The organism is Thalassospira lucentensis, assembly GCF_050516545.1.
GTDB lineage: Bacteria > Pseudomonadota > Alphaproteobacteria > Rhodospirillales > Thalassospiraceae > Thalassospira > Thalassospira lucentensis_C.
This window is the reverse complement of the sequence record NZ_CP191544.1, coordinates 307,497-329,372: the sequence shown is the minus strand read 5'-3', so window position 1 is coordinate 329,372 and position 21,876 is coordinate 307,497. Positions and strand designations below refer to the sequence as shown.

Here is a 21,876-nt window from a genome sequence, read left to right as displayed (position 1 = left end):
TGTCAGGCCGTGCCAAGCGCGTCTTCGGTGCGCTTGCGACGGCGTTGCAGAACAATGATCCCCCCCAGCACCAAGAATGCCGGAATGAAGAACACTTCTTTGGGCAGACGATCGGCTTCGACTTTCACCGCCGTGATTTCAAAGTCGAAATCAAGACCGGCCTTTTCCGCAGGACCGGCAAAAACCAAATCGTCGATATAGATGCGACCATCTTCGTTACGGATACCAATACCCGCATTATAAAGGCGATCCTCGCCGGCACCCGCCGGACCAAGTGGCAACATGACCGATTTGGAAACTTCATCCCCTTCGATACTGATGCCTTCAACATCCAGAAGAATGCTGCTGTTTTCCGGCATCTTCGCCGCATCTTCGACAATCGTTGTCGCCGGAAGGTCTTCGTATGGCGGTTCAATCATGTCGAGCCAGAACCCCGGACGGAACAAGGTAAAGGCGATCAACAGCAATGCCGCACTTTCCCACAGTTTCGACCGGGCAAAGAAATACCCCTGCGTCGCTGCGGCAAAGACAAGCATGGCTATTGTTGAAACAATGATGACAACCACCACATCCACCGGATGATCCAGACCAATCATCAGAAGTTGGGTGTTAAACAGGAACAGGAACGGCAAAACAGCAGTTCGCATCGAATAGAAGAATGCAACAAAGCCGGTTTTCATCGGATCTGCACCCGATATCGCCGCAGCAGCAAAGGATGCAAGCCCCACTGGTGGAGTTACATCGGCCATGATCCCGAAATAGAACACGAACAGATGGACCGCAATCAGCGGCACAATCAATCCGTTTTGGGCCCCCAATTCGACAATCACCGGCGCCATAAGGCTCGAGACCACGATATAGTTCGCAGTGGTCGGAAGCCCCATGCCAAGGATAAGGCTGATCACAGCCGTAAAGACCAGAATCAGAATTAAATTACCGCCAGAAATCAATTCGACGAACTCAACCATCACCTGACCGATACCGGTCAGCGATACCGTCCCGACGATGATACCGGCGGCGGCCGTTGCAACACCGATCCCGATCATATTACGGGCACCTGTTGCCAAACCGTCCACAACATCAATCAAACCGGCACGCAGTTCATCCATGTAATTCGGCTGCTTGCGGAAGAATGCCTTCACCGGGCGCTGGGTCATCATGATGAAGATCATCAGAACCGTTGCCCAGAAGGCCGACAGTCCCGGTGATTTCAACTCGATCATCAGGAACCAGACCAGCACAACAACAGGCAGCAAATAATGCAAACCAGCTTTTGCAGTTTCGCCAAGTTCCGGCAGTTTGACAACCGGCTGATTAGGGTCATCCAGCTCAAGATCGGGATATTTCGCGGCATAATAAAGGCCTGCGAAATAAACCGCTGCACATTCGATCGCAACGATCCAGCCAACAGCATTACCGAACAACTGTTTTTGTAAAAGAATCGCGTAATAGATCGCCCCGGACAGAATAACCAATGACAGGACAAACATAACCGACCGCATCAATGTCTGCGTAAGGGTCGATGTATGAAGTTTTGGCAAGCCCTGCATGTTCGCCTTAAGGGCCTCAAGGTGAACAATGTAAATCAGCGCGATATAGGAAATCGTTGCTGGCAGGAATGCGTGTTTAATGACTTCCGGATACGGAATGCCAACATATTCCACCATCAAAAAGGCCGCAGCCCCCATTACCGGAGGCATGATCTGACCATTAACCGATGATGCAACTTCAACCGCGCCGGCTTTCTCGCCCGAGAAACCGACACGCTTCATCAGCGGAATGGTAAAAGTCCCCGTGGTCACAACGTTTGCAATCGAAGAGCCCGAAATCAAACCTGTCATGGCTGATGACAAAACAGCAGCCTTTGCCGGACCACCGCGCATGTGCCCCAAGGCAGCAAAGGCAACCTTGATGAAATAATTGCCTGCCCCGGCTTTATCCAGCAAAGAGCCAAACAGCACAAACAGGAACACGAAGCTTGTTGAAACGCCAAGCGCAATCCCGAAGACGCCTTCGGTGGTAATCCACTGATGCGACATCGCCTTGGAGAAACTCGCACCTGCCCACTGAAGAACATCAGGCACCCATGCGGCATTCCCAAAGAAGACATATGCCAGGAACAAAATCGCGACACACATTAACGGCGGGCCAAGCGCACGACGGGTTGCTTCAAGTAACAGAAGCAAGCCAACACCGGCAACGACCAAATCTTGTGTAATTGGCAAGCCCGGACGGTCGGACAAGTCACGATAGAAGATATAAATATAAGCCGCACAGAAGGCACCCACAGATGCCAAAACCCAATCAAGAACAGGGATATAGCTGCGTGGCGAATTTTTAAAGGCCGGATAAGCCATAAATGCGAGGAAAATGGCAAATGCCAAATGAATCGACCGCGCTTCGGTCGAGTTCAGAACCCCAAAATTAAAGATAAACGGTAGTGGCGAAGCCAGCCAAAGTTGGAACAGCGACCATGAAACCGCAAGCCACAGCAACAGTTTTGCGGTCAAACCGCTCGGCTGGCGAGCACCTGTATCATTTTCAGCAATCAGGTCCTGCAAGCCCTGATCAAGCGATACATTGTCCGCTTTTTTATCATCAGTCATCACAAACTCCCGGTCAGTACGAAAGCCATTTGAACTGGTCGCCCAGAAACAAAAAGCCTCCGTCGACACACACCCGGTCGCCCACGGAGTACTCAAACACCAGTCATCCGGTGTTATCGTTATTCAATTTTTATCGTGTACCCGTTGGGCGCAAGAAGAAAACGGAGGGCAATCTGCCCTCCGTTCGCAGCTGAATTACATCAGGCCTGCTTCTTTGTAGTATTTCGCAGCACCGTCATGCAGCGGAGCAGACAGACCGTCCTTGATCATTTCTTCTTTTTTCAGGACGGAGAATGCCGGATGCAGTTTTTTGAAGTCATCGAAGTTTTCAAAGACTGCTTTGACAACATGATAGACAACGTCTTCATCGGTTTTGGTCGAGGACACGAAGGTCGCACCAACACCAAAGGTCGTTACATCATCCGGGTTACCGCGATACATGCCGCCCGGAATGGTGGCAACACGGTAATACGGGTTGTCAGCAACCAGTTTTTCGATCGCCGGGCCGGAAACTTCGACCAGAACCGAATCACATGCAGTGGTTGCTTCCTGAATCGAACCGGACGGATGACCAACGGTGTAGATCATTGCATCGATCTTGTTGTCACACAGTGCCTGGGACTGTTCAGCTGGCTTCAATTCAGAAGCAAGCGCAAAATCATCAAGCGTCCAGCCTTTGGCTTCAAGAACAACATCCATCGTGCCGCGCTGACCCGAACCCGGGTTACCAATGTTCACACGTTTGCCTTTGAGATCGTCAAAGGTTTTAATACCTGCATCTGCACGTGCAACGACAGTGAACGGCTCTGGATGAACGGAGAACACAGCACGCAGATCTTCAAACGGACCTTGATCTTCGAACTTCGAGGTCCCGTTAAAGGCATGGAACTGCCAATCAGACTGAGCAACACCCATGTCCAGTTCGCCGGTGCGAATGGTGTTGATGTTGTAGACCGAACCACCAGTGGATTCGACCGAGCAACGAATACCGTGCTCTTTACGGTCTTTATTTACCAAACGGCAGATCGCACCGCCGGTTGGGTAATAAACACCCGTAACGCCACCGGTACCGATGGTGATGAAACGATTTTCCTGTGCTGAAGCCTGACCGGCAAACAGCGAAGCGCCTGCGATTGCAGCGACTGCACCCGCTACAGCAATAAGTTTTTTCATTAGGATTTAGCTCCCTTGTACACCCTATTATAAGGCATTCTTCTGCCCCACAAAGGGCAGAAGAATCATATAGAAACACCAGATGTATCAGATGCTTCGACTACGGGAGTATAGTATCGGGCGAACCAAATTTAAAGACCATACCCCCCAAACCTCCTGACATATTTCGCTTTTAAGCGACTTTTCTGCAATTCACTGAAATTCATGACCATCGCGGTTGCATGATCTGCTTGGCTTGCGCGCCCGTCGCGATTTTGCGGTTCATCAAACCTGCACCATCCCGCGCCTGGGCAATCAGTTCAGCATTATGGCCCGCGGGGCTTCCGTCAACCCCAAGATGATTATTTTCAAAACCAATACGCCCATGACCACCCAATCCGGCACCGGTCAAGATGCATGCATTCTCAAGCGCACCAAAGGCACACACCATCCATTCAGAGATATAGGAACTCGACCCGATGAATGGCAACAAATCAACCGGATCGGATTGCTGCCCGTCGCTATAGCGGCCCAGAACGAACAAAACAGGGAACTTTTCGCCCGGCAGTACACCGATCTCGACAAGCTGGTTGAAGCGCTGCACGTCTTCGGTGTCATATACGATAAATTGCGGTGCAATTTCTGCTTCACGCATAAACTCGAAAAATGCCTTTACCGCGTTCAAATCGGCATCAATCGGTGCAATTTCCCGAATAGCAATCGATACTGCATCTGGCACAAGGTCGCGCACCATCGCCATCTGATCATGCGCACTATACATCCCCACCGCTTCGGTGGTGACTTGCAACAGCATATCCGGGCCAACCGCCGCACGCACTTCTGCCAGCATTTCACGATACCGCCCGACATCAAGGCTATGACGCTGTTCATCATCGCGGACATGAAGATGCATCATCCCTGCACCAGCCTGTTGGCATTCAAAGGCGGTTTTCGCGACTTCTGCCGGCGTGATTGGAATATTGGGCAAATCCGCCTTGGTCTTGCGCGCACCATTGGGGGCAGATGCGATCAGAAACGGCGTGTCGGTATATCCCATTATGACAATCCTTCCGCCTTAAAGACGTCATCCAGTGCCCCGGCAAACAGATCAACGATTTTAGCGATATCATTTTCGGTCACGATAAAGGCCGGAGCAAACAACACATGATCGCCCCGCACACCATCAATCGTCCCGCCCATCGGATAGGCCATCAAACCACGGGCAAAGGCCGCCTTTTTGATTTTGGCATTGATCTTAAGAGCCGGGTCAAACGGATCTTTGGTGTCAAGGTCTGCCACCAGCTCCACCCCGCGAAACAGCCCACGCCCACGAACATCACCAACAAACGGATGCTGCCCCAGTTTGGCCTGTAAACCATCCACAAGGTTTTCGCCCTGTTTGACCACATTGGCCAAAAGGTTGCGTTCTTTAATCACGCGTTGCGTTGCAAGGGCCGCAGCACAAGCAGTTGCATGGCCCTGATAGGTATGACCGTGTTGAAAGAACCCTGATCCGTTAGCAATCGCATCATTGATTTTCTTTGACACCAGAACAGCTCCAATCGGCTGATAACCCGCCCCCAGTCCCTTGGCGATGGTTTGCAAATCGCCGGAAATGCCTTCCTGTTCAATCGCATGCAGGGTGCCGGTACGACCCATCCCGCACATGACTTCATCAAGGATCAGCAACACGCCATATTGATCACAAATCTCGCGCACGCGTTTGAAATATCCCGGCACCGGCGCCAATGCCCCGGAAGTGGCGCCTACCACCGGCTCGGCCACGAAGGCCGCAACACTATCGGCACCAAGTTCAAGAATTGCCGTTTCCAGTTCATTGGCAACGCGCAGCCCATAATCTACCGCCGTCTCATCGTCGCGTTGGTCACGATATTGATAAACCGGGGCGATATGGCTTGCCGTGATCAACAGCGGTTCGAACTGTTTGCGCCGCCACATATTGCCGCCAACTGACAGCGCACCAAGCGTATTGCCATGATAGGACTGGCGACGTGCGATGACGTATTTGCGGTCCGGCTGACCGATCTCAAGAAAATACTGACGCGCCATCTTAAGGGCGGCTTCGGTTGCCTCGGACCCGCCAGACACAAAATAGACCTTATCAATGCCCGCTGGTGCATGTGCCACCAATTCATCGGCCAGTTCTTCCATCGCATCGGATGAAAAGAAACCGGAATGGGCATAGGCAATCTGATCAATCTGGGCATGCATCGCCGCACGGACATCCGGGTCGGAATGGCCAAGGCAGGACACCGCCGCCCCCCCGCATGCATCAAGATAACTTTTGCCATTCTCATCGAAAATATAAATGCCCTCGCCCTTTACCGCACGCGGCGGTGTCTCAACGCTTGTCCGGTGCAAAACATGGGTCGAGGCATTTGGGGCAGAAGTCTTATGTGACGCAATTGTCATGATCGGGTGTTCCGTGTGGGGCGTTAAAGTAAGGCTTCACGCTTCGAGATAGGTATCGAAAGCAGCAAGTTGTTCTTCTGCAGCGGCAATTCGTTGCAGGGCCTTTTGACCGCCACGCGCAACCAGCAGGGCAACTAGCGCCTGCATGACCGATAACGCAGCGGTAAAACTTTGGAAAAACGATTGAGAATGATCACGCACAACCAGCTTGATCATTGCATCAAGTGCAATCGGCGATACGTCTGAATCACTTATGGCAATGACCGGGCAATGTTGGTCGCGGGCAAAATTAACCGCGCGCACTGTGCCCCGGATATAAGGTTTGGCCCCAACTGCAATCAGCACATCACGCCGCGTGATACCACGTAACTCATCGCCGAACGCACCGGAATGACCATCAACCAGTTTGCCATTGTCACGAAACAGGCGATAGCCATAGGCAAACTGATAGGCCGCAGGATACGCCGCACCACAGCCAACAATGAAAACCTGCCGGGCATTTTCAATTACGCCACAGGCATCAATCATCTTTGCGATAAGCTCGGGGCTAAAGGCCGCACTGATATTATCGATCTCGGTCAGAGAAATGCTTTCAAGCAAATGCTCATCGCGATTTACATCCTGCTCATTTCTTTGCGTTTCACGCGCACGCTGGGCATAGCTTGCAGGCTGGTCAAGCAACCGGTTTTGATAATGATCGCGGAATTCCTGCCATGTTTCGACACCAATTGCCGTCATCAACCGGGTGATGGTGCTTGGTGGAACATCGGCCGCACCCGCAAGGGCGCGCATCGATCGCAAGGCGACCTCATTGGGGTGATCAAGGATATAACGCGCAGCCTTCTGCATCTGCGGACTAAGCTTGGCATAGTCCGAAATCAGCTTTTCACGCAAATCAGAATACAACCCCATCAATCAGGCACCTTTGTGCAACACGATGCCTGAAATTACGCCACAAGCAGCATGCAACCGCAACATATGTTTCAAATTTTCTACAAATGAAACAAATGCTTCGCTGATCTGTTTCATCTTGCGAACAGGATTCGGGGCTGGGGGCTCTAAAAAACATGGACTTATTAGAAAAAAATGTAACAATAAATGGAGACATAATTGAAACGTCTGCGTTTCATAAAAAAGAAAATATGTGCCTATTGGTATGGGACTGGGCACCGAATCGGTAGGTGGCCAATGGAAGACCGGATCATTGATGCGCTTGCACAGACGCAAGCAGGCATTGCGCTTTTTGACTCTGACGAACGGATTGTGTTTGCCAATCCGGCGTGGGAACAGCTTATCACGGGCGTTGCCGAAGAAGACCTGATATTCAATGAGACCGAGCTTGCCGATGGCGGCATGATCTCCGTTTGCTTTGTCAAACCGCAGGCCATTCCACTTGATAAACCCAATCATAACAGCGCGGCCAATGACGCCAAAACCGGTACTGTCATTATTGCCGATGACAGTGAAAGCAACCGTATGGTCGCCCGACGCATCCTTCAATCCGAAGGATATACCGTCGTCGAAGCCAGCAATGGTCAAACCGTTCTGAACATGCTGCGCCGGGGGGTAACTGCCGATCTCATCCTGATGGATGTTGAAATGCCCGACATGGATGGTTTGCACACGACACGTCGCATTCGCCACATGCCCGGCCCGGTGTCAAAAACACCGATCATTGCGCTTTCCGCCCATCAATCACGCGACTGGAATGTTATTGCCCGGCAATCAGGTGTTGATGATTTCATCAACAAACCGATTCAGCGCGACAAGCTGATTGAAACGATGAAGGACCTGATTGCGCGATCCCCGGTGCAGAAGTCAGATGCAAAACCCGCCATGCCACCCCCGCATCTTCGCAGCAAAAGCGCACGGCTGGGTCGACCATATCGACCAGAACCACTTACCAGCCCGGTTCTTGATATCCGTATTCTTGAACAGCTTTACAGTGATGCTGGCGATGAAGGGGCGAAATGCGGCATTGATATTTTTATCAATGAAACCGAAAACCGCTTGGTCAAAATTGACAAGGCCCTTTCAGAAGATGACTTGACGACGGTGCGCAACGAAGTGCATGTGCTTAAAAGCACATCCGGCACGTTTGGTCTGCGCCAACTTTCTGAATTATGCGAAACCACCCAATCGATCTTTGAAGACAACCAACTTGACGAGAACCGCATTCTTGCCCTGTCCCGTCAGGTGGTGCAACTGGCCCCGACGGCCTTGACCGCGCTAAACCTGTATTCCAGATCACGCAATTTCAGCAGCGACGCCCATATCTGATATTCTCTTGGGATTGATCGAACCAGTCTGCCGCCCATCGTCCAAAAGCATCACCCAAACCTGCCAAACCAGAAGCGCCCAAATGCTAAGCGACATATCGGTGTCCCTGCCTGAAATGGCACGCTGCCAATATCGGTGCTGATCGGATTTTGCCACCTTCTCCCCATCGAAAATGGCAGCGAGGATGCTTTCATCATCCCCCCAGATATAACGGCCCAGCTTGGCCAGCCAATCTTCGATCGGCGGGTTAAAGCCAATTTTAGAACGCCCCGCATGACCTTTGGGAAGATATGGCGCAATGGCCTCCCGCCAGACTGACTTGACCCCTTGATGCTGGTGCTGATCAGCCGTGATCATGGATGCGATGGCAACCACATCATGGCCCAACAGTGGCAATCGATATTCCAGGCCATGTGCCATGCCACAACGATCCGACATCACCAACTGATTGCCCGGCAAGGTCACATCACGATCAAACTGCATCATCCTATCAACAAGGGTTGTCACAATACTTTCCTGATCCTGAATGGGCGAACTGGACAACCGGGCATTCAGTTCCGGAATGGCACACCGATTGTTCCAGATATCAAATGCATCCTCAGATCCCCCGGCCCCGCCAACCAGAAACCGGCGAAGGTTTCGCTTGCTCATCTGGCCTGACAGGCTTGCCGCCAACCGACGCAGGCCACCGGGCAGGTGCTGCCAGTAACGGTGATAAATTGACGCCGCCCGATAACGTGGATAGCCGCCAAACAGCTCATCCCCGCCATCACCCGCCAAACAAACCCGCACATGGTTGCCAACCACTTCGGAAAGGTGCTGCATCAAAACAATGGATGGATTGGCAAAGGGCGCACCAACACTACGAAGCCCGTCACACAGCGCTTCGTAAATTTCCGGGGCCGTTTTGGGCGCTTTGATCACGTGCAATTCCTGCCCGCTATACCGACACAGGTTACGTGCAAACGCGGTTTCATCACGCAATGGGTCGTCAAACCCCATAACGAATGCCAACGGCGGAGCATTGCCACGTTCGCGCGCTACGTCACAGGCCAATGTCGATACACCGGCACTATCCAATCCACCCGATACAAGCGCACCAACAACACAATCGGCATCCAGTGCATCGGCCACCGATTGCCGGACAGCCTGACGCACCTTGTCCACGGCAGATTGCCGATCTGATATGGGACGCAACCGGTTGGCGGGATGCGTGATCTGCGATCTTGCGGTTTCCCCGACCTGCCAAGACAGCACCGTTCCGGGCGATAAAAGCTCAATCCCCGAAACATCTCTTTTTGGTGCCGGAACGAAAAGATGGGCGAAATAACCTGCCTTAACATCCTGATCAAAGGACATCGGGGCGATCACTTCAAGCGCACCAAGTTCAGATGAAAAGGCCACCCCGCCACCCGGGCGCGTCATGACGTAAAGCGGCTTGATACCAAGCGGATCACGGGCCAGCCACAAGCATCCCGTTTTGCAATCCCAGAACGCCAACGCATATTGCCCGGATAGTTTTTCAAGTGCAGAGGCAACATCGCGCCCACTCTGAACAGCCTGTGCCAGAAGATGCAGGACAAGTTCCGCATCGTTCTGGCTTTTGAAGGCTGTTCCTTGCGACATGCATTCCGCAATCAAGCGGCGATGACCGGCAATATATCCGTTAAAGGCCAGAACAAACCGACCATCGCGGCTTTGGATGGGTTGTTGCGCAATCGAGGATTGGTCGGTTGTTGCCAGACGGGCGCAGCCAAGTGTGACGCGCCCATCGGGATCAGTCCAGACATCGCTGCCATCCGGTCCACGATGACGCTGCTTTTGCAAGATACGGGCAACGGCCAATTGGTCATCCGGTGCTGTCGCCCCTGCAATTGCGCACATCTTTGATACCGCTACCTAGCTTCTTTCCGAAGGATCGTCGTCTGATGAAATGGTTTCATGGCCATCACCATGCCCCACCAACTTGCTTTGAAGATCGCGCAAGATGTAAAGGCGCAAAGCACTTGAAAGATTCCCATCCCGTACGGAATCAATTTCGACAACCAGTTCGGCCATGGTGATGTCGCGGCGTTCCGCAATACCAACAAGTTCCTTCCAGAACGCGTCTTCAAGTGAAAAACTGGTTCTATGGCCTGCAATTGTCACTGATCTTTTACGAACGGTGTCATCCATCGGCGTTTATATCTTTGCATGTTTTGAAAAAACGAACATGATTTCAAATGCTTTCCTCCATGATAGGGCATCGCCATGAAATTCATACATCTTTCCGACCTTCATATTCTTGCCCGCAATGACACATCGCGCCATCCCGATGCCGCCGCAACCTTGCGCAAAGTCATCGGTGAAATCAATGCGCAGCATCGCGATGCCGAGATCTGTGTGATAACCGGCGACATCACCCACCGCGGCACGCCAGAGCAATATGAACAGGCGGTCGATATCCTGTCTGACCTTGCCATCCCCTATATCATCATTCCGGGAAATCATGACATCCGCGAAGCATTCAAGGATGCTTTCCCGACCACATCTGTTGATGCCAACGGCTTTGTTAATTTCGGTCAAACGTTTGGTGGTGTGCGTTTCGTCATGATGGACAGCATTGTTCCAGGGCATCATCACGGAACATTATGCGACAAGCGTCTGGGGTGGCTGCGCGATGAATTGACCGCCCATAAGGACACGCCAACATTTCTGTTCATGCACCATCCACCATTTGAAATGGGCCTACCTTTTATGGATACCATTCGTCTGGATGCGGAAAAGGAACTGGGCGAAATCATCGCAATCAACCCACAGATCAAGCATCTGTTTTTCGGCCATTTGCACCGTCCCGCAACCGGGACATGGCTTGGCGTTCCGTTTGTTCTGGGCAACAGCACGCAAAGCGGCGAAGCGCTTGATTTCCGTCATAAAAAAGAAGAAGAACTTGAAGATCGCAATCCACTTGGACCGGGCTATGGCATTGCCTTTTCAGACCCGATGGGCGGGCTTCGCTACCATTTTGATTTCGTGAAGTTCGATATGTGAGGATGATCAGGCGGCCTGCGCGGCCTGATCCCATTCCGCCCGCACACTCTGGTCTTCTTCGCGGTCAAAATGCTTGGCCTTTAGCGTGTTAAAGCCGTTTTCATCCATCAATTGCGCCAAGGCCCAAACCGCACTGCCACGGATCAGGGCACTTTCATCGATCAGCAATTTTTCGATCCGGGGGATCAGGTTTGGCGCACCGCTATTGCCTGCAGCAATCAACACATTACGCAAGAATTTCGCACGCCCGATCCGCTTGATCGGTGATCCGGTAAAGAAGGCGCGAAACGCCCCGTCATCCAGATCAAGAAAATCTGCCAACCGGGGGGCTGTCAGTTCCGCACGCGGGATAAAGGCCAGTTCTTCAGTACGGCTGGCGAATTTGTTCCATGGACAGACCGCCAGACAATCATCACAGCCATAAATGCGATTGCCCATGGGTTTGCGAAACTGTTTCGGGATCAACCCGTCATGCTCAATTGTCAGGTATGAGATACATTTGCGCGCATCAAGCTTATAGGGGACTGGAAACGCATCGGTCGGACAGGCCGACAGGCATTTCGAACACGACCCGCAATGATCGATCTCTGCCGATGCTTCTTCAAACTCAAGGGTTGTAAAGACCTCGCCAAGAAACAGCCAACTGCCAAATTCACGTGACACAAGATTGGTATGTTTGCCCTGCCAACCAATACCGGATGCTTGGCCAAGCGGCTTTTCCAAGACCGGGGCGGTATCGACGAATACTTTGACCTGTTCGCGCCCACCGGACTTTTCGACCAACCAGCGCGCCAGTTGTTTCAGGCGCTTTTTGATCAGGTCGTGATAATCCTTGTTCTTGGCATAGACCGAAATCATCGCCCGGTCCGGGTGATCAAGCAATGCCATCGGATTTTCTGCCGGGCCATAATTGCTGCCAAGCACGATCACGGATTTAACATCCGGCCACAGCATTTCCGGATCACGACGGCGCGGCAAACGTTCCGGATCATTCATCCATGCCATTGACCCGTATTCACCGGCAGCAACAAATTCGTCCAGACGTTGCTGATTGCGCGGGTCAATTTGCGGACGCGCAACCCCACAGACATCAAAGCCGATTTCACGGGCTTTGGCCTCAAGCATGTCAAAAGTGATCGCATCTGCCGATCGGGCGGTCATGATAGTGCTCGTTCACCTTGTCTGTTTGCTGCCTTATATCGTTATCGAACCATAACGCAAAAGGCCGCAAGCAATATGCTGCGGCCTTTTTGATAAACAGGCAAGCGACAGCTTAGCCGCGCCCGCGATATGGCGCGACACCCTGATCAGGGATCCAGACACCTTCTGGCGCAGCTCCCGTCTGATAAAACACATCAATCGGAATGCCACCGCGCGGATACCAATATCCACCAATGCGCAGCCATTTCGGATCAAGCGTTTCGACAATGCGTTTGGCAACCTTGATCGTGCAATCTTCGTGGAATGATCCGTGATTGCGAAATGAGGTCAGGAAAAGCTTCAAAGATTTGCTTTCCACCAGCCAGTCGCCGGGAATGTAATCAATCACCAGATGGGCAAAATCGGGCTGACCCGTCATCGGGCACAGGGATGTAAATTCCGGTGCGACAAAGCGCACACAGTAATCGGTTCCGGCTTGCGGGTTGGCGACACGTTCAAGAACGGCTTCGTCCGGCGATGCCGGCTGTGCCGTATCGCTGCCCAGCATGGTCAGATTGTCATAGATGGTTTGATCAGCCATGTGCTTAATCCTCGATAATCGGCACGGGATCGATATCCCCGCCTTCCTGACCGGCCTGGAAATCACGCGCGAACGCATCCATGCGGCCTTCGGAAATCGCTTCGCGCATGCCGCGCATCAAATCCTGATAATAGGCAAGGTTGTGCCAGGTCAGCAGCATCGCACCAAGCATTTCACCCGACTTGATCAGGTGGTGCAAATAGGCGCGCGAATATTTCGTGCAGGCCGGACACCCACATTGATTATCAAGCGGACGGTCATCATCCCGATGACGACCGTTTTTCAAATTCAACGTTCCGTGATGGGTAAAGGCCTGTGCATTGCGCCCTGATCGGGTCGGAAGAACGCAGTCAAACTGATCAATGCCGCGCATGACAGCGCCAACAAGATCAGACGGCTTGCCAACCCCCATCAAATAGCGCGGCTTGTTGGCAGGCAACATATCAACGCAGAAATCAAGCGTATCAAACATGATCTGCTGACCTTCGCCAACCGCAAGCCCGCCAACCGAATGCCCCGGAAGATCAAGCTCGGTCAGTTTTTCCGAACTCTCACGGCGCAGGTTTTCGAATACGCTGCCCTGCTGAATGCCATAAAGCGCATAGCCTTCACGTTCAACAAACGCATCCTTTGACCGCTTGGCCCAGCGCATCGACATCTGCATGCTTTCGCGGGCCTGCTGTTCAGTCGCCGGGAACGGTGTGCATTCATCAAACGCCATGGTGATGGTCGATCCCAGCAAATGCTGAATTTCCATCGAACGTTCTGGGGTCAGGTTAAATTTACGCCCGTCGATATGGCTTTTGAACGTCACACCTTCTTCGGTGATCTTGCGCAATTTCGCCAATGACATCACCTGATACCCGCCGCTATCGGTCAGGATCGGTTTGTCCCAGTTCATGAATTTATGCAGGCCACCAAGGCGCGCAATGCGTTCTGCACCGGGACGCAGCATCAAATGATACGTATTGCCCAGCAAAATCTGCGCCCCCGTATCGGCGACACTTTCCGGCAACATGCCCTTAACCGTCGCCGCTGTTCCCACCGGCATAAAGGTTGGCGTATCAATCACGCCATGTGCGGTGTGAATGCGCCCCAGACGGGCCTTGCCATCTTGGGCAAGCAGTTCATAGCGAAATTCGGTCATGTCAGATTATGTCCGTGCATCAATTTTACTGGCGCATTCAAGCAAGCTGCAATCGCCATAAGAATAGAAACGATATTCGTTTTCGATCGCGTGGGCATAGGCCGCCTTCATGCGGTCAAACCCGGCAAAGGCCGCAACCAGCATAAACAGGGTCGAGCGCGGCAGATGGAAATTGGTCAACAACATATCGACCGCGCGGAACTTGTAGCCCGGCGTGATAAAGATGTCGGTCTCCGCCTCGAAAGGTTCAACCACGCCGTCTTCGCGCGTCGCACTTTCAAGCAACCGAAGGGACGTTGTCCCGACCGCAATCACCCGCCCGCCATTGGCGTGCGTTTCATTGATCAGATCGGCAATTTCCGGGCTGATCGATCCCCATTCGGCATGCATCTTATGGTCTTCGGTATCGTCGACCTTGACCGGAAGAAACGTACCCGCCCCGACATGCAGCGTAATCGTGCGGCGTTTGATCCCGCGCGCATCAAGATTGGCCAGCAATTCCGGGGTAAAATGCAAACCCGCCGTCGGGGCTGCAACCGCACCGTCTTTTTGCGCAAAGATGGTCTGATAATCGGACTTATCCTGATCATCACCACCGGTTTCGCGACGGATATAGGGCGGCAACGGCATCACACCGTATTTCTCAAGCGCTGCGATTAAATCCGCACCGGACCGGTTGAATTTAAGCACAACTTCGCCGCCATCCTTCTTATCAAGAACCTCGGCTTCGAATGTGTCATTCACCTTGAATATTTCACCAATACGCAGCTTTTTGGCCGGTTTGGCAAAGGCAACCCAAACCCCCAGACCTTCTTGCTTATGCAAGGTGACTTCAACCTTGGCCTCCCCGCGCTTGCCAAACAGGCGCGCAGGAATAACGCGGGTATCGTTTGAAATCAGCAAATCACCCGCGCGCAGGATGTCGGGCAATTCACGCACGATACGATCGGTTGTTCCGTCCGAAGACAGATCAAGCATACGGGCTGCATCACGCGGGTTTGCCGGATGTTCGGCAATACGTTCACGCGGCAATTCGAAATCGAACAGATCGACTTTCATGGATCGGGGCTATTCCGGGTTAATTGAGAAACGAACGAAGGGGCGTTTTATGCGCCCCTTCGCCAAAAATCACAAGTCGATGGCTGGCATATCAGCCTTGTGCCGGTTCCGCATTCATGCGCGGTGTGACCACGGTCATCAACAAGCGGAATGGCGCCAGACAGGTCAGTGCCATGATCACCTTGGCGGTGAAATCACCCAACGCCCAGGTATCCCACGGAAGACCGGTACCAACGAACGCGATTGAAAAGAACAAAGCCGTATCAACAGCCGACCCGATCCCCGATGACACCAGCGGTGCTTTCCACCAGGTGGCGCGACGCAATTTGTCAAAGATGGTCACATCAAGCATCTGGGCAATCAGGAAGGCGGTCCCCGATGCAATGGCGATGCGCGTGTCTGCAAAAATCAGCGACAACACAACCGCCAAAGTAAACCCTGCCAGAACCACGATGCGTGCTGCTGCGGCCCCGCGTGCGCGGTTGGTCAGATCGGTTACAAGAAATGCCACCGGATAGGTGAAGGCACCATATGTCAGCCAATCGGCCAAAACACCCGGCAACGGATATTCGACCAGAATGTTTGAGGCGACAACGGTTAGCGCCATGGCGAGAATGCCGAAAATGATCGCTTTCATCTTGATGTCCTTCATAAGGTCACCCCACGCATAACAAATCTCGCGGCCCACTTTATTGGGCGACGATCAAAACCGGGGTTCTTCAACTTTGGTTGCCGGGTGTTTACGCCCAAGCCCCCAAGGGGTCAAGGAAAAACGGCGATCAGGGAAACCCTGACCGCCGCTGCAGATCGCTGCATGCACCCCGGGGAAAAATGGGGCGCAGTGCCGCGAAACAGTATTCTTTCTTAATTACAGCATGATGCCGCGAATGGTGAAGAACAGCAAAGCACCAAGGAACGCACCAGCCGGAACCGTCACCACCCAGGCAGTTGCAATCGTCACCGCATACCGACGACGAACCAAAAGGCGCTTACGGAATTTCCGTTCGGCTCTTTCTGCTTCGTTCGGGTCGATCTGACGCAGGGCCTCGATATGCTCATCCGTCTTCTCCCCTTCCGGGGCATCGACCAACATCGGCGGTGCCAGTTGACGACGACGATGTGACAGGCTTTCACGCAGGAACCCGACGCCAAATACCGCACCAACCGCGATATGGGTTGAACTGACCGGAAGCCCCAAGGCAGAGGCGACAATCACGGTAAGAGCTGCCGACAGGGCGACGGTATAAGCACGGATCGGGTCAAGCTTGGTGATTTTCGATCCGACAGTTCGGATCAGTTTCGGACCAAACAGGATCAGACCGGCAGAAATACCGACTGCACCAATCACCATCACCCAAACCGGGATCGGGGCCGAGGCCACAATCTGACCGCTATCAATTGCCGATACGATGGCGGCAAGCGGGCCAATCGCGTTGGCAACGTCATTGGAACCATGCGCAAAGGACAACAAGGCTGCCGATGCAACAAGGGGAATACGAAACAGCGATGCAATTTCCTTGCGGCGACCGCTCATGGTCGAGGATGCGCGAATGACCGCCTTGCGCACCGGAATGACAGTTATGAAGAAGGCCGCAACACCAATCGCAATCACGACCGATGTATCTGCTTTCCAGATTTTCTTCACACCCTTCATCATCAGATAGACGGTAAAGGCCGATACCATCACGCCGACCAAAATCGGAACCCATTTGCGGGCCGCAGCAATACGGTCGTCGGTATAGATGATGCGGAATTTGATAAAGGCGAGGAAGCCTGCCGCAATCAATCCCCCCAGAACCGGCGAGATAACCCAGCTTGCTGCAATCGTTCCCATGGTAGGCCAATTGACCGCACCAACGCCGACAGCCGCCATACCAGCGCCCATCACCCCACCAACGATGGAATGGGTGGTTGATACCGGCGCACCAAGCCAGGTCGCAAGGTTCAACCAAAGTGCCGCTGCCAGAAGGGCCGCCATCATGGCCCAGATAAAGGTCTGGGTATCTGGCATTTGGGCAGGATCAATGATGCCGTTCTTGATCGTGCTGACAACATCGCCACCGGCAATAATCGCACCAGCAGCTTCAAAGACCGCAGCAATCAAAAGTGCGCCCACCATCGTAAGCGCCTTGGAACCGACCGCCGGGCCAACATTGTTGGCAACGTCGTTGGCACCGATATTCAGCGCCATGTAACCACCGATCACTGCGGCAGCGATCAGGAAGCCACTTTGCGGCAAGCCACCCATGTGAAAGGCAACAAACGCACTACAGGCCAATAAGAAAACAATTGCCAGTCCAAGCTTTGCACTGATCGAGGCGGTTTGATCCATCCCCGCATCCATGCGCTTCTGCCACTTGAGATCTTTATCCAGAGCAGTTTTTTTTACCGACATAATCAACCGTTACCACCAAAGGGAATCGTCGGGCGGATCATGTCGAAGCAAACGCCGTTTGTTAAGGTTTTTTTGCGTTTGTGTGACAGTCATTTCCCAAACCCCTGACTTATCAAACAAAACGGCCCCACAAAGTGGAGCCGTTTTCGATGGAAAGGTGTGTGTTTGAAATCAGCGACCGAATTGATTCAAAAGACCTTTTAGCAATCCTTTGGCCGCATCTTCGGCCGAACCGCCACCTGATCCTGATGAACCATTGCTTGATCCACTGCCCCCCAGTGCCTTGTCCAAAATATTGTCCAGAACCTTGACCGCGATCTTATCCATGCGCCCAGTGATCACCGGATCATCAATTTTGCCTTTGGCGTAAACGCTGAAAGGTGGCAATTCTTCGATCTTTTTCGACAGATCAAAGTCTGCCTGGGTATCCATAATCCATTTCGGCAAATCCAGTGTCGCATCGGCATCCGCCGTGCCAACACGGGAAATCGCTTCGACCCGTGTTGTCTTGGCAATGCCCTTGGTAATGACAATGTCGCCTTCCAATGATTGCAGAAGATCGTTGTTGCCAACCCCTTCAACCACCATTGCCTGCGGTCCCTGACTAAGCAGCGCCTGAATATTCAAGCTTGGATCGGTCGAACGTTTGCTTGCATTGCTAAACCGCACTTCGCTCAGCACCAGATCAGCAGTGCCGTTCAATGCCGAAACCAGTCGACGCGACGTATTGCCCGATGCAGTGACATCGAACTTAAGGTTCGCACCGCCTTGTACGGTGTCATTGGCCACTTTGATCGGGGCGAGTTTTTCAATCCGCCCGCCATCAAGGGCACCTTTTAGCGCCAATTGCGGCACATCGGAATTTCGGGCATCAAACGTGCCGTTAATCCCCAAATCACCGTCGCCCAGAAGACCTTTCAGATTTGCAATCGTCAAAAGCCCGCTGACCAGCGTTGCCTTCAAATCAGGCTTCACAAGGCTGTAGGTATCAAAATCAAGCTGATCCAGTACAATGGCAATGTCCGCATCAATTGATCGCAATGCCGATACGTCAATGACTGTATCATCCCACGGTGTGCCATCACGGGCATCAACACGGGTCACATTATTCATACGGTCTGGCAGATTAAATGCGGCCTTGCGTGGACCACTGCCAGCACCTGGCATCAAACCGGCACGCTTTTCCCCTGGCAGGAACGGATCAACCACAAGCGTTCCACCTGACAAGGTCACAGACAGTTTAGGCTGCGCCTGTGATCCATCAAATTTGACGTTGCCTTGGGTTTCAAATGCGCCGACAACCAGCTTCAAATCATCCAGACTGATGTTTTGCGCATTGCCCTTCACCGCACTTGAAACCGCCAGTCGGCCAAGATTGCCCGACGGGTTATAATCCGGTGCCAAAAGATCCAACGCCCGGTTCAGGCTGGATGCCTGAAGTGCCAGCTTTCCATTCAATCCCGGATTGGCACCCAGCATTTCTGAAACCACACCATCAAGTGCGACCTGCAGCAACGGATTGGACACATCAAGATCAAGTGTCGGACCTGTTACCGGGCCATTTACACCCAGATTTGCCTGAATGCTTTTATAGGCACTTGCCGGTGCCGGAAGGCTAATGCCCGTCAACTTGACCAAAGGTTCAAGCGTTTTTGCCGTGACCCGAACTGTCAGGTTCTCAAAGGCCGGAATATCTGCCGTACCGTTAAAGGCACCCTTGGCACTGGCGGCAAGTCCGGCAGCATCGGCAATGGCAAAGTTATTCAGCGTGATATTGGCACCCTTGATATTGCCATCAATGCTGATGCCACGTACCGCAACTCCCGATGAAATAATCTCGTCCGCGGCAAGGCGATAGTTCGCAGCCAACCCATCAAGAGGTGCCAAGGCATCCTTGATCATCTTGACGACATCATCGCCATTGCCCGCGGCTGGTTTGCCATTGGCATTTGAGGTCGTCGTCGCCGCACCATCCGCACCAGAAGAACCCGCATCAGATGAACCCGAACCGGCATTCTGAGCAGCATCGCCGCTCGGCGTGGTGGCGACATACTGGTCAAGATTGATCCGGTCAAGCTTCAGGCCAATGCCCAAGGACGGAAGACCCGACCCGCTTAGATTGGCGACCACCGCACCGCGGATCGCCGTATCATCAATGCGTAAATCAAGATCGGAAATGTTCAGCTGGTCCGGCGATCCTTTGATCCCGCCAGTTAACGAGAACCGGCGCAAACGATCGGCACGCACCCCATCGACATCAACACCAAGCCAACGAATGACAGCGCGGATATTCTCCGATGCAATCTCATAGCTAAGCGCGGCACTCATCTGCGGTTTCTGCCCGGAAACACTGCCAAACACGGCAAGATCCGTACCGCCCGGAAGCCCTGCAGATACCTCGTTCAAGGTAATCCTGCTATCCGCAATCGCGGCATTGATCCGCGCATTATGGACCGGCGTTTGATTATAGATCAGCGTCTCGACCTCAAAATCGATCGAGGCGGTTAAATCAGCCGGAATAGCCGGGGCATTCGCCGATGCCCCCTTCTTCACCGAGCTTTGCGATGGAATGGACTGAGCTGCCCCCGCGTCATCGGATGCCTTAGTATCTGAAGAAGACGCCCCACCAGACGTTGCATCAGAAGAACCGCTGGCTTTCTGTACCGCTTTATCGCTGATGTCGGCCAGAACCAGAATGCTATCAAGATCAAGCTGATTGAAACGAAGCGCGACATCTGCGCGCATGCTTGGTTCCTGATCAATGGCAATTGCACCAGAACCACGCGTTTCGCCAAAGCGGATCGACAGATCGTTCAAGGTAATAGACTTGGCATCGGCTGTAATGTGCCCGCCAATATCCAATGGCTTGGCCGCGACATCGGGAATATCCGCACCTTCGCCCGCAATACGGATCGCTGCTTGGCGCAGATCTTCGAAATCGCCATTGATTTGGCCATCAAAACTTGGGCTATCGGACGAAAGATCAACACGCCCGCCAACCGAAATACCGCCATCAACCTTATCTATGCCAAGCTTGACACTGACCGGGAAGGGTGATGTCTGGCTGATCTGCCCGACATTGAACCCAAAGGTCAGAGGAACGCCGCGATAAAAGACATAACCTTCACCTTCCATCGGGCCGTTTAGCGTATCTGCCGAAACACCAATGGTCAGACCTTCGATACGTTCAACAGACCCCGGCGCACGATAAATGATGGTGGCATTTTCGATCTCAAGCCGGTCAACCTGAATGGTGCTGGCGAAATCACTGCCCCCGGCCTGTGCGTCATCACTGGCTTGGTCGGAACTGCCTGCCTGTTCTTGTGATTGATCAGATGCCTGATCACTTGGTGCGGGCATTGTAATCGTCCCGGCATCCGGGCCCGAACGGGCGGCCTGTGCCGAATCAAACACCAGATTGTTGGTACCATCTTCAAATGTTTCGATGGCAATAACCGGATCAATCAGACTGACTTCCTTGACCTGCACATTGCCGGTCAGAAGCGGCATCAGGGCAACCGACACCCTTACCTCGCCAATCGATACCATTTCGGCATCCTGCGCACCGGCCAGATTGCTTAAGCTCACCTCGTCTGCAGACAGCGACGGTGACGGGATCAACGACATTGAAAGATCGCCGGCAATGACAAGATCACGCCCGGTTGCATCGCGCACAGCTTGACTGATCTGCGCCTTGTATCCGTTCCAATCAATCAATGATGGAATGATCAGCAGTGCGGCCACAAGAACCACAAGTAACGCACCGATAACGGCAAGGATCTTTTTCAACAGTCAGGCTCCGCTTGCTCGCGAGATCAGTCTGCCGTTTGGCAGTGACCTTCAATGGTTTGATTTTAAGTCTAGGTTCAGGACCTTAAAAGCATAAGGCTCATGGAATCTGTCGCAACATAAAATGGCAAGAGAATGTTGCTTCTTTCAGGCAGAGATAATTTTGCACCAATCATATGTTTGATCCCGTTTGATCACTTGATCCACCTTCATGTGAGTTGGAAGGCCCCTTTGATCAAGCATC

Annotated in this window: 16 protein-coding genes; 2 read left to right on the top strand and 14 right to left on the bottom strand. The window is 52.8% G+C overall.

Translation table 11 applies throughout. The annotated features are described in order from the left end of the window. Positions 1-2 precede the first annotated feature (2 nt). From ACQ0MK_RS01365 to ACQ0MK_RS01345, 5 genes are all read right to left on the bottom strand, one after another. Positions 3-2,606, bottom strand: coding sequence for a TRAP transporter permease (locus ACQ0MK_RS01365; protein WP_430474506.1), 2,604 nt, complete (start codon positions 2,604-2,606; stop codon positions 3-5). Positions 2,607-2,801: 195 nt separating this feature from the next. After that, positions 2,802-3,779 carry a TAXI family TRAP transporter solute-binding subunit gene (locus ACQ0MK_RS01360; protein ID WP_430474505.1) on the bottom strand — a complete coding sequence of 326 codons (978 nt, stop codon included), beginning with the start codon at positions 3,777-3,779 and terminating at the stop codon, positions 2,802-2,804. Between the two features lie 202 nt (positions 3,780-3,981). After that, entirely contained in the window at positions 3,982-4,815 is an 834-nt protein-coding gene (locus ACQ0MK_RS01355; protein WP_430474504.1) for a 3-keto-5-aminohexanoate cleavage protein, read from the bottom strand. Continuing rightward, positions 4,815-6,191 carry an aspartate aminotransferase family protein gene (locus ACQ0MK_RS01350; protein WP_430474503.1) on the bottom strand — a complete coding sequence of 459 codons (1,377 nt, stop codon included), beginning with the start codon at positions 6,189-6,191 and terminating at the stop codon, positions 4,815-4,817. The genes ACQ0MK_RS01355 and ACQ0MK_RS01350 overlap by 1 nt, the downstream gene beginning before the upstream one ends. A gap of 36 nt (positions 6,192-6,227) precedes the next feature. After that, complete coding sequence (locus ACQ0MK_RS01345; RefSeq protein ID WP_430474502.1) at positions 6,228-7,103, bottom strand: MurR/RpiR family transcriptional regulator; 876 nt, start codon at positions 7,101-7,103, stop codon at positions 6,228-6,230. A 276-nt stretch (positions 7,104-7,379) separates the two neighbouring features. Here ACQ0MK_RS01345 and ACQ0MK_RS01340 point away from each other — a divergent pair, with 276 nt between their 5' ends. Beyond that, positions 7,380-8,471: a response regulator gene (locus ACQ0MK_RS01340; protein ID WP_430474501.1), complete on the top strand. Its 1,092-nt coding sequence runs from the start codon at positions 7,380-7,382 to the stop codon at positions 8,469-8,471. Here ACQ0MK_RS01340 and asnB read toward each other — a convergent pair. Beyond that, the gene (asnB, locus tag ACQ0MK_RS01335; RefSeq protein ID WP_430474500.1) at positions 8,439-10,355 is read right to left on the bottom strand and encodes an asparagine synthase (glutamine-hydrolyzing); all 1,917 of its coding nucleotides are present in this window, start codon (positions 10,353-10,355) and stop codon (positions 8,439-8,441) included. The genes ACQ0MK_RS01340 and asnB overlap by 33 nt on opposite strands. 15 nt (positions 10,356-10,370) lie before the next feature. After that, positions 10,371-10,646 carry a ribbon-helix-helix domain-containing protein gene (locus ACQ0MK_RS01330; protein ID WP_430474499.1) on the bottom strand — a complete coding sequence of 92 codons (276 nt, stop codon included), beginning with the start codon at positions 10,644-10,646 and terminating at the stop codon, positions 10,371-10,373. A gap of 75 nt (positions 10,647-10,721) precedes the next feature. Between ACQ0MK_RS01330 and ACQ0MK_RS01325 the strand changes: the two genes are divergently transcribed. Continuing rightward, the gene (locus ACQ0MK_RS01325; RefSeq protein ID WP_430474498.1) at positions 10,722-11,501 is read left to right on the top strand and encodes a phosphodiesterase; all 780 of its coding nucleotides are present in this window, start codon (positions 10,722-10,724) and stop codon (positions 11,499-11,501) included. A gap of 6 nt (positions 11,502-11,507) precedes the next feature. On the opposite strand, the gene queG is transcribed toward ACQ0MK_RS01325, so the two are convergent. The 7 genes from queG to ACQ0MK_RS01290 form a co-directional block, all read right to left on the bottom strand. After that, on the bottom strand, positions 11,508-12,662 hold the full coding sequence (gene queG / locus ACQ0MK_RS01320; protein ID WP_430474497.1) for a tRNA epoxyqueuosine(34) reductase QueG: 1,155 nt from the start codon (positions 12,660-12,662) through the stop codon (positions 11,508-11,510). 112 nt (positions 12,663-12,774) lie between these two features. Then, positions 12,775-13,242: a preQ(1) synthase gene (gene queF, locus ACQ0MK_RS01315; protein WP_101299666.1), complete on the bottom strand. Its 468-nt coding sequence runs from the start codon at positions 13,240-13,242 to the stop codon at positions 12,775-12,777. A gap of 4 nt (positions 13,243-13,246) precedes the next feature. After that, positions 13,247-14,389, bottom strand: a complete 1,143-nt coding sequence (gene tgt, locus ACQ0MK_RS01310) for a tRNA guanosine(34) transglycosylase Tgt (protein ID WP_430474496.1) — start codon at positions 14,387-14,389, stop codon at positions 13,247-13,249. Between the two features lie 6 nt (positions 14,390-14,395). Continuing rightward, on the bottom strand, positions 14,396-15,448 hold the full coding sequence (queA, locus tag ACQ0MK_RS01305) for a tRNA preQ1(34) S-adenosylmethionine ribosyltransferase-isomerase QueA (protein ID WP_430474495.1): 1,053 nt from the start codon (positions 15,446-15,448) through the stop codon (positions 14,396-14,398). 91 nt (positions 15,449-15,539) lie between these two features. Further along, positions 15,540-16,085 carry a queuosine precursor transporter gene (locus tag ACQ0MK_RS01300; protein WP_350040719.1) on the bottom strand — a complete coding sequence of 182 codons (546 nt, stop codon included), beginning with the start codon at positions 16,083-16,085 and terminating at the stop codon, positions 15,540-15,542. A 231-nt stretch (positions 16,086-16,316) separates the two neighbouring features. Then, complete coding sequence (locus ACQ0MK_RS01295) at positions 16,317-17,843, bottom strand: inorganic phosphate transporter (protein WP_430474494.1); 1,527 nt, start codon at positions 17,841-17,843, stop codon at positions 16,317-16,319. Positions 17,844-18,014: 171 nt separating this feature from the next. Further along, complete coding sequence (locus tag ACQ0MK_RS01290; RefSeq protein ID WP_430474493.1) at positions 18,015-21,632, bottom strand: AsmA family protein; 3,618 nt, start codon at positions 21,630-21,632, stop codon at positions 18,015-18,017. Between the last annotated feature and the right edge of the window lie 244 nt (positions 21,633-21,876).

Coding starts and splice junctions, on each gene's coding strand:
- ACQ0MK_RS01300 (WP_350040719.1), bottom strand. CDS start 16,085: ATGAAAGCGATCATTTTCGGCATTCTCGCCATGGCGCTAACCGTTGTC.
- ACQ0MK_RS01355 (WP_430474504.1), bottom strand. CDS start 4,815: ATGGGATATACCGACACGCCGTTTCTGATCGCATCTGCCCCCAATGGT.
- queF (WP_101299666.1), bottom strand. CDS start 13,242: ATGGCTGATCAAACCATCTATGACAATCTGACCATGCTGGGCAGCGAT.
- ACQ0MK_RS01345 (WP_430474502.1), bottom strand. CDS start 7,103: ATGGGGTTGTATTCTGATTTGCGTGAAAAGCTGATTTCGGACTATGCC.
- ACQ0MK_RS01325 (WP_430474498.1), top strand. CDS start 10,722: ATGAAATTCATACATCTTTCCGACCTTCATATTCTTGCCCGCAATGAC.
- asnB (WP_430474500.1), bottom strand. CDS start 10,355: ATGTGCGCAATTGCAGGGGCGACAGCACCGGATGACCAATTGGCCGTT.
- queG (WP_430474497.1), bottom strand. CDS start 12,662: ATGACCGCCCGATCGGCAGATGCGATCACTTTTGACATGCTTGAGGCC.
- tgt (WP_430474496.1), bottom strand. CDS start 14,389: ATGACCGAATTTCGCTATGAACTGCTTGCCCAAGATGGCAAGGCCCGT.
- ACQ0MK_RS01350 (WP_430474503.1), bottom strand. CDS start 6,191: ATGACAATTGCGTCACATAAGACTTCTGCCCCAAATGCCTCGACCCAT.
- ACQ0MK_RS01330 (WP_430474499.1), bottom strand. CDS start 10,646: ATGGATGACACCGTTCGTAAAAGATCAGTGACAATTGCAGGCCATAGA.
- ACQ0MK_RS01365 (WP_430474506.1), bottom strand. CDS start 2,606: ATGACTGATGATAAAAAAGCGGACAATGTATCGCTTGATCAGGGCTTG.
- ACQ0MK_RS01360 (WP_430474505.1), bottom strand. CDS start 3,779: ATGAAAAAACTTATTGCTGTAGCGGGTGCAGTCGCTGCAATCGCAGGC.
- ACQ0MK_RS01295 (WP_430474494.1), bottom strand. CDS start 17,843: ATGTCGGTAAAAAAAACTGCTCTGGATAAAGATCTCAAGTGGCAGAAG.
- queA (WP_430474495.1), bottom strand. CDS start 15,448: ATGAAAGTCGATCTGTTCGATTTCGAATTGCCGCGTGAACGTATTGCC.
- ACQ0MK_RS01340 (WP_430474501.1), top strand. CDS start 7,380: ATGGAAGACCGGATCATTGATGCGCTTGCACAGACGCAAGCAGGCATT.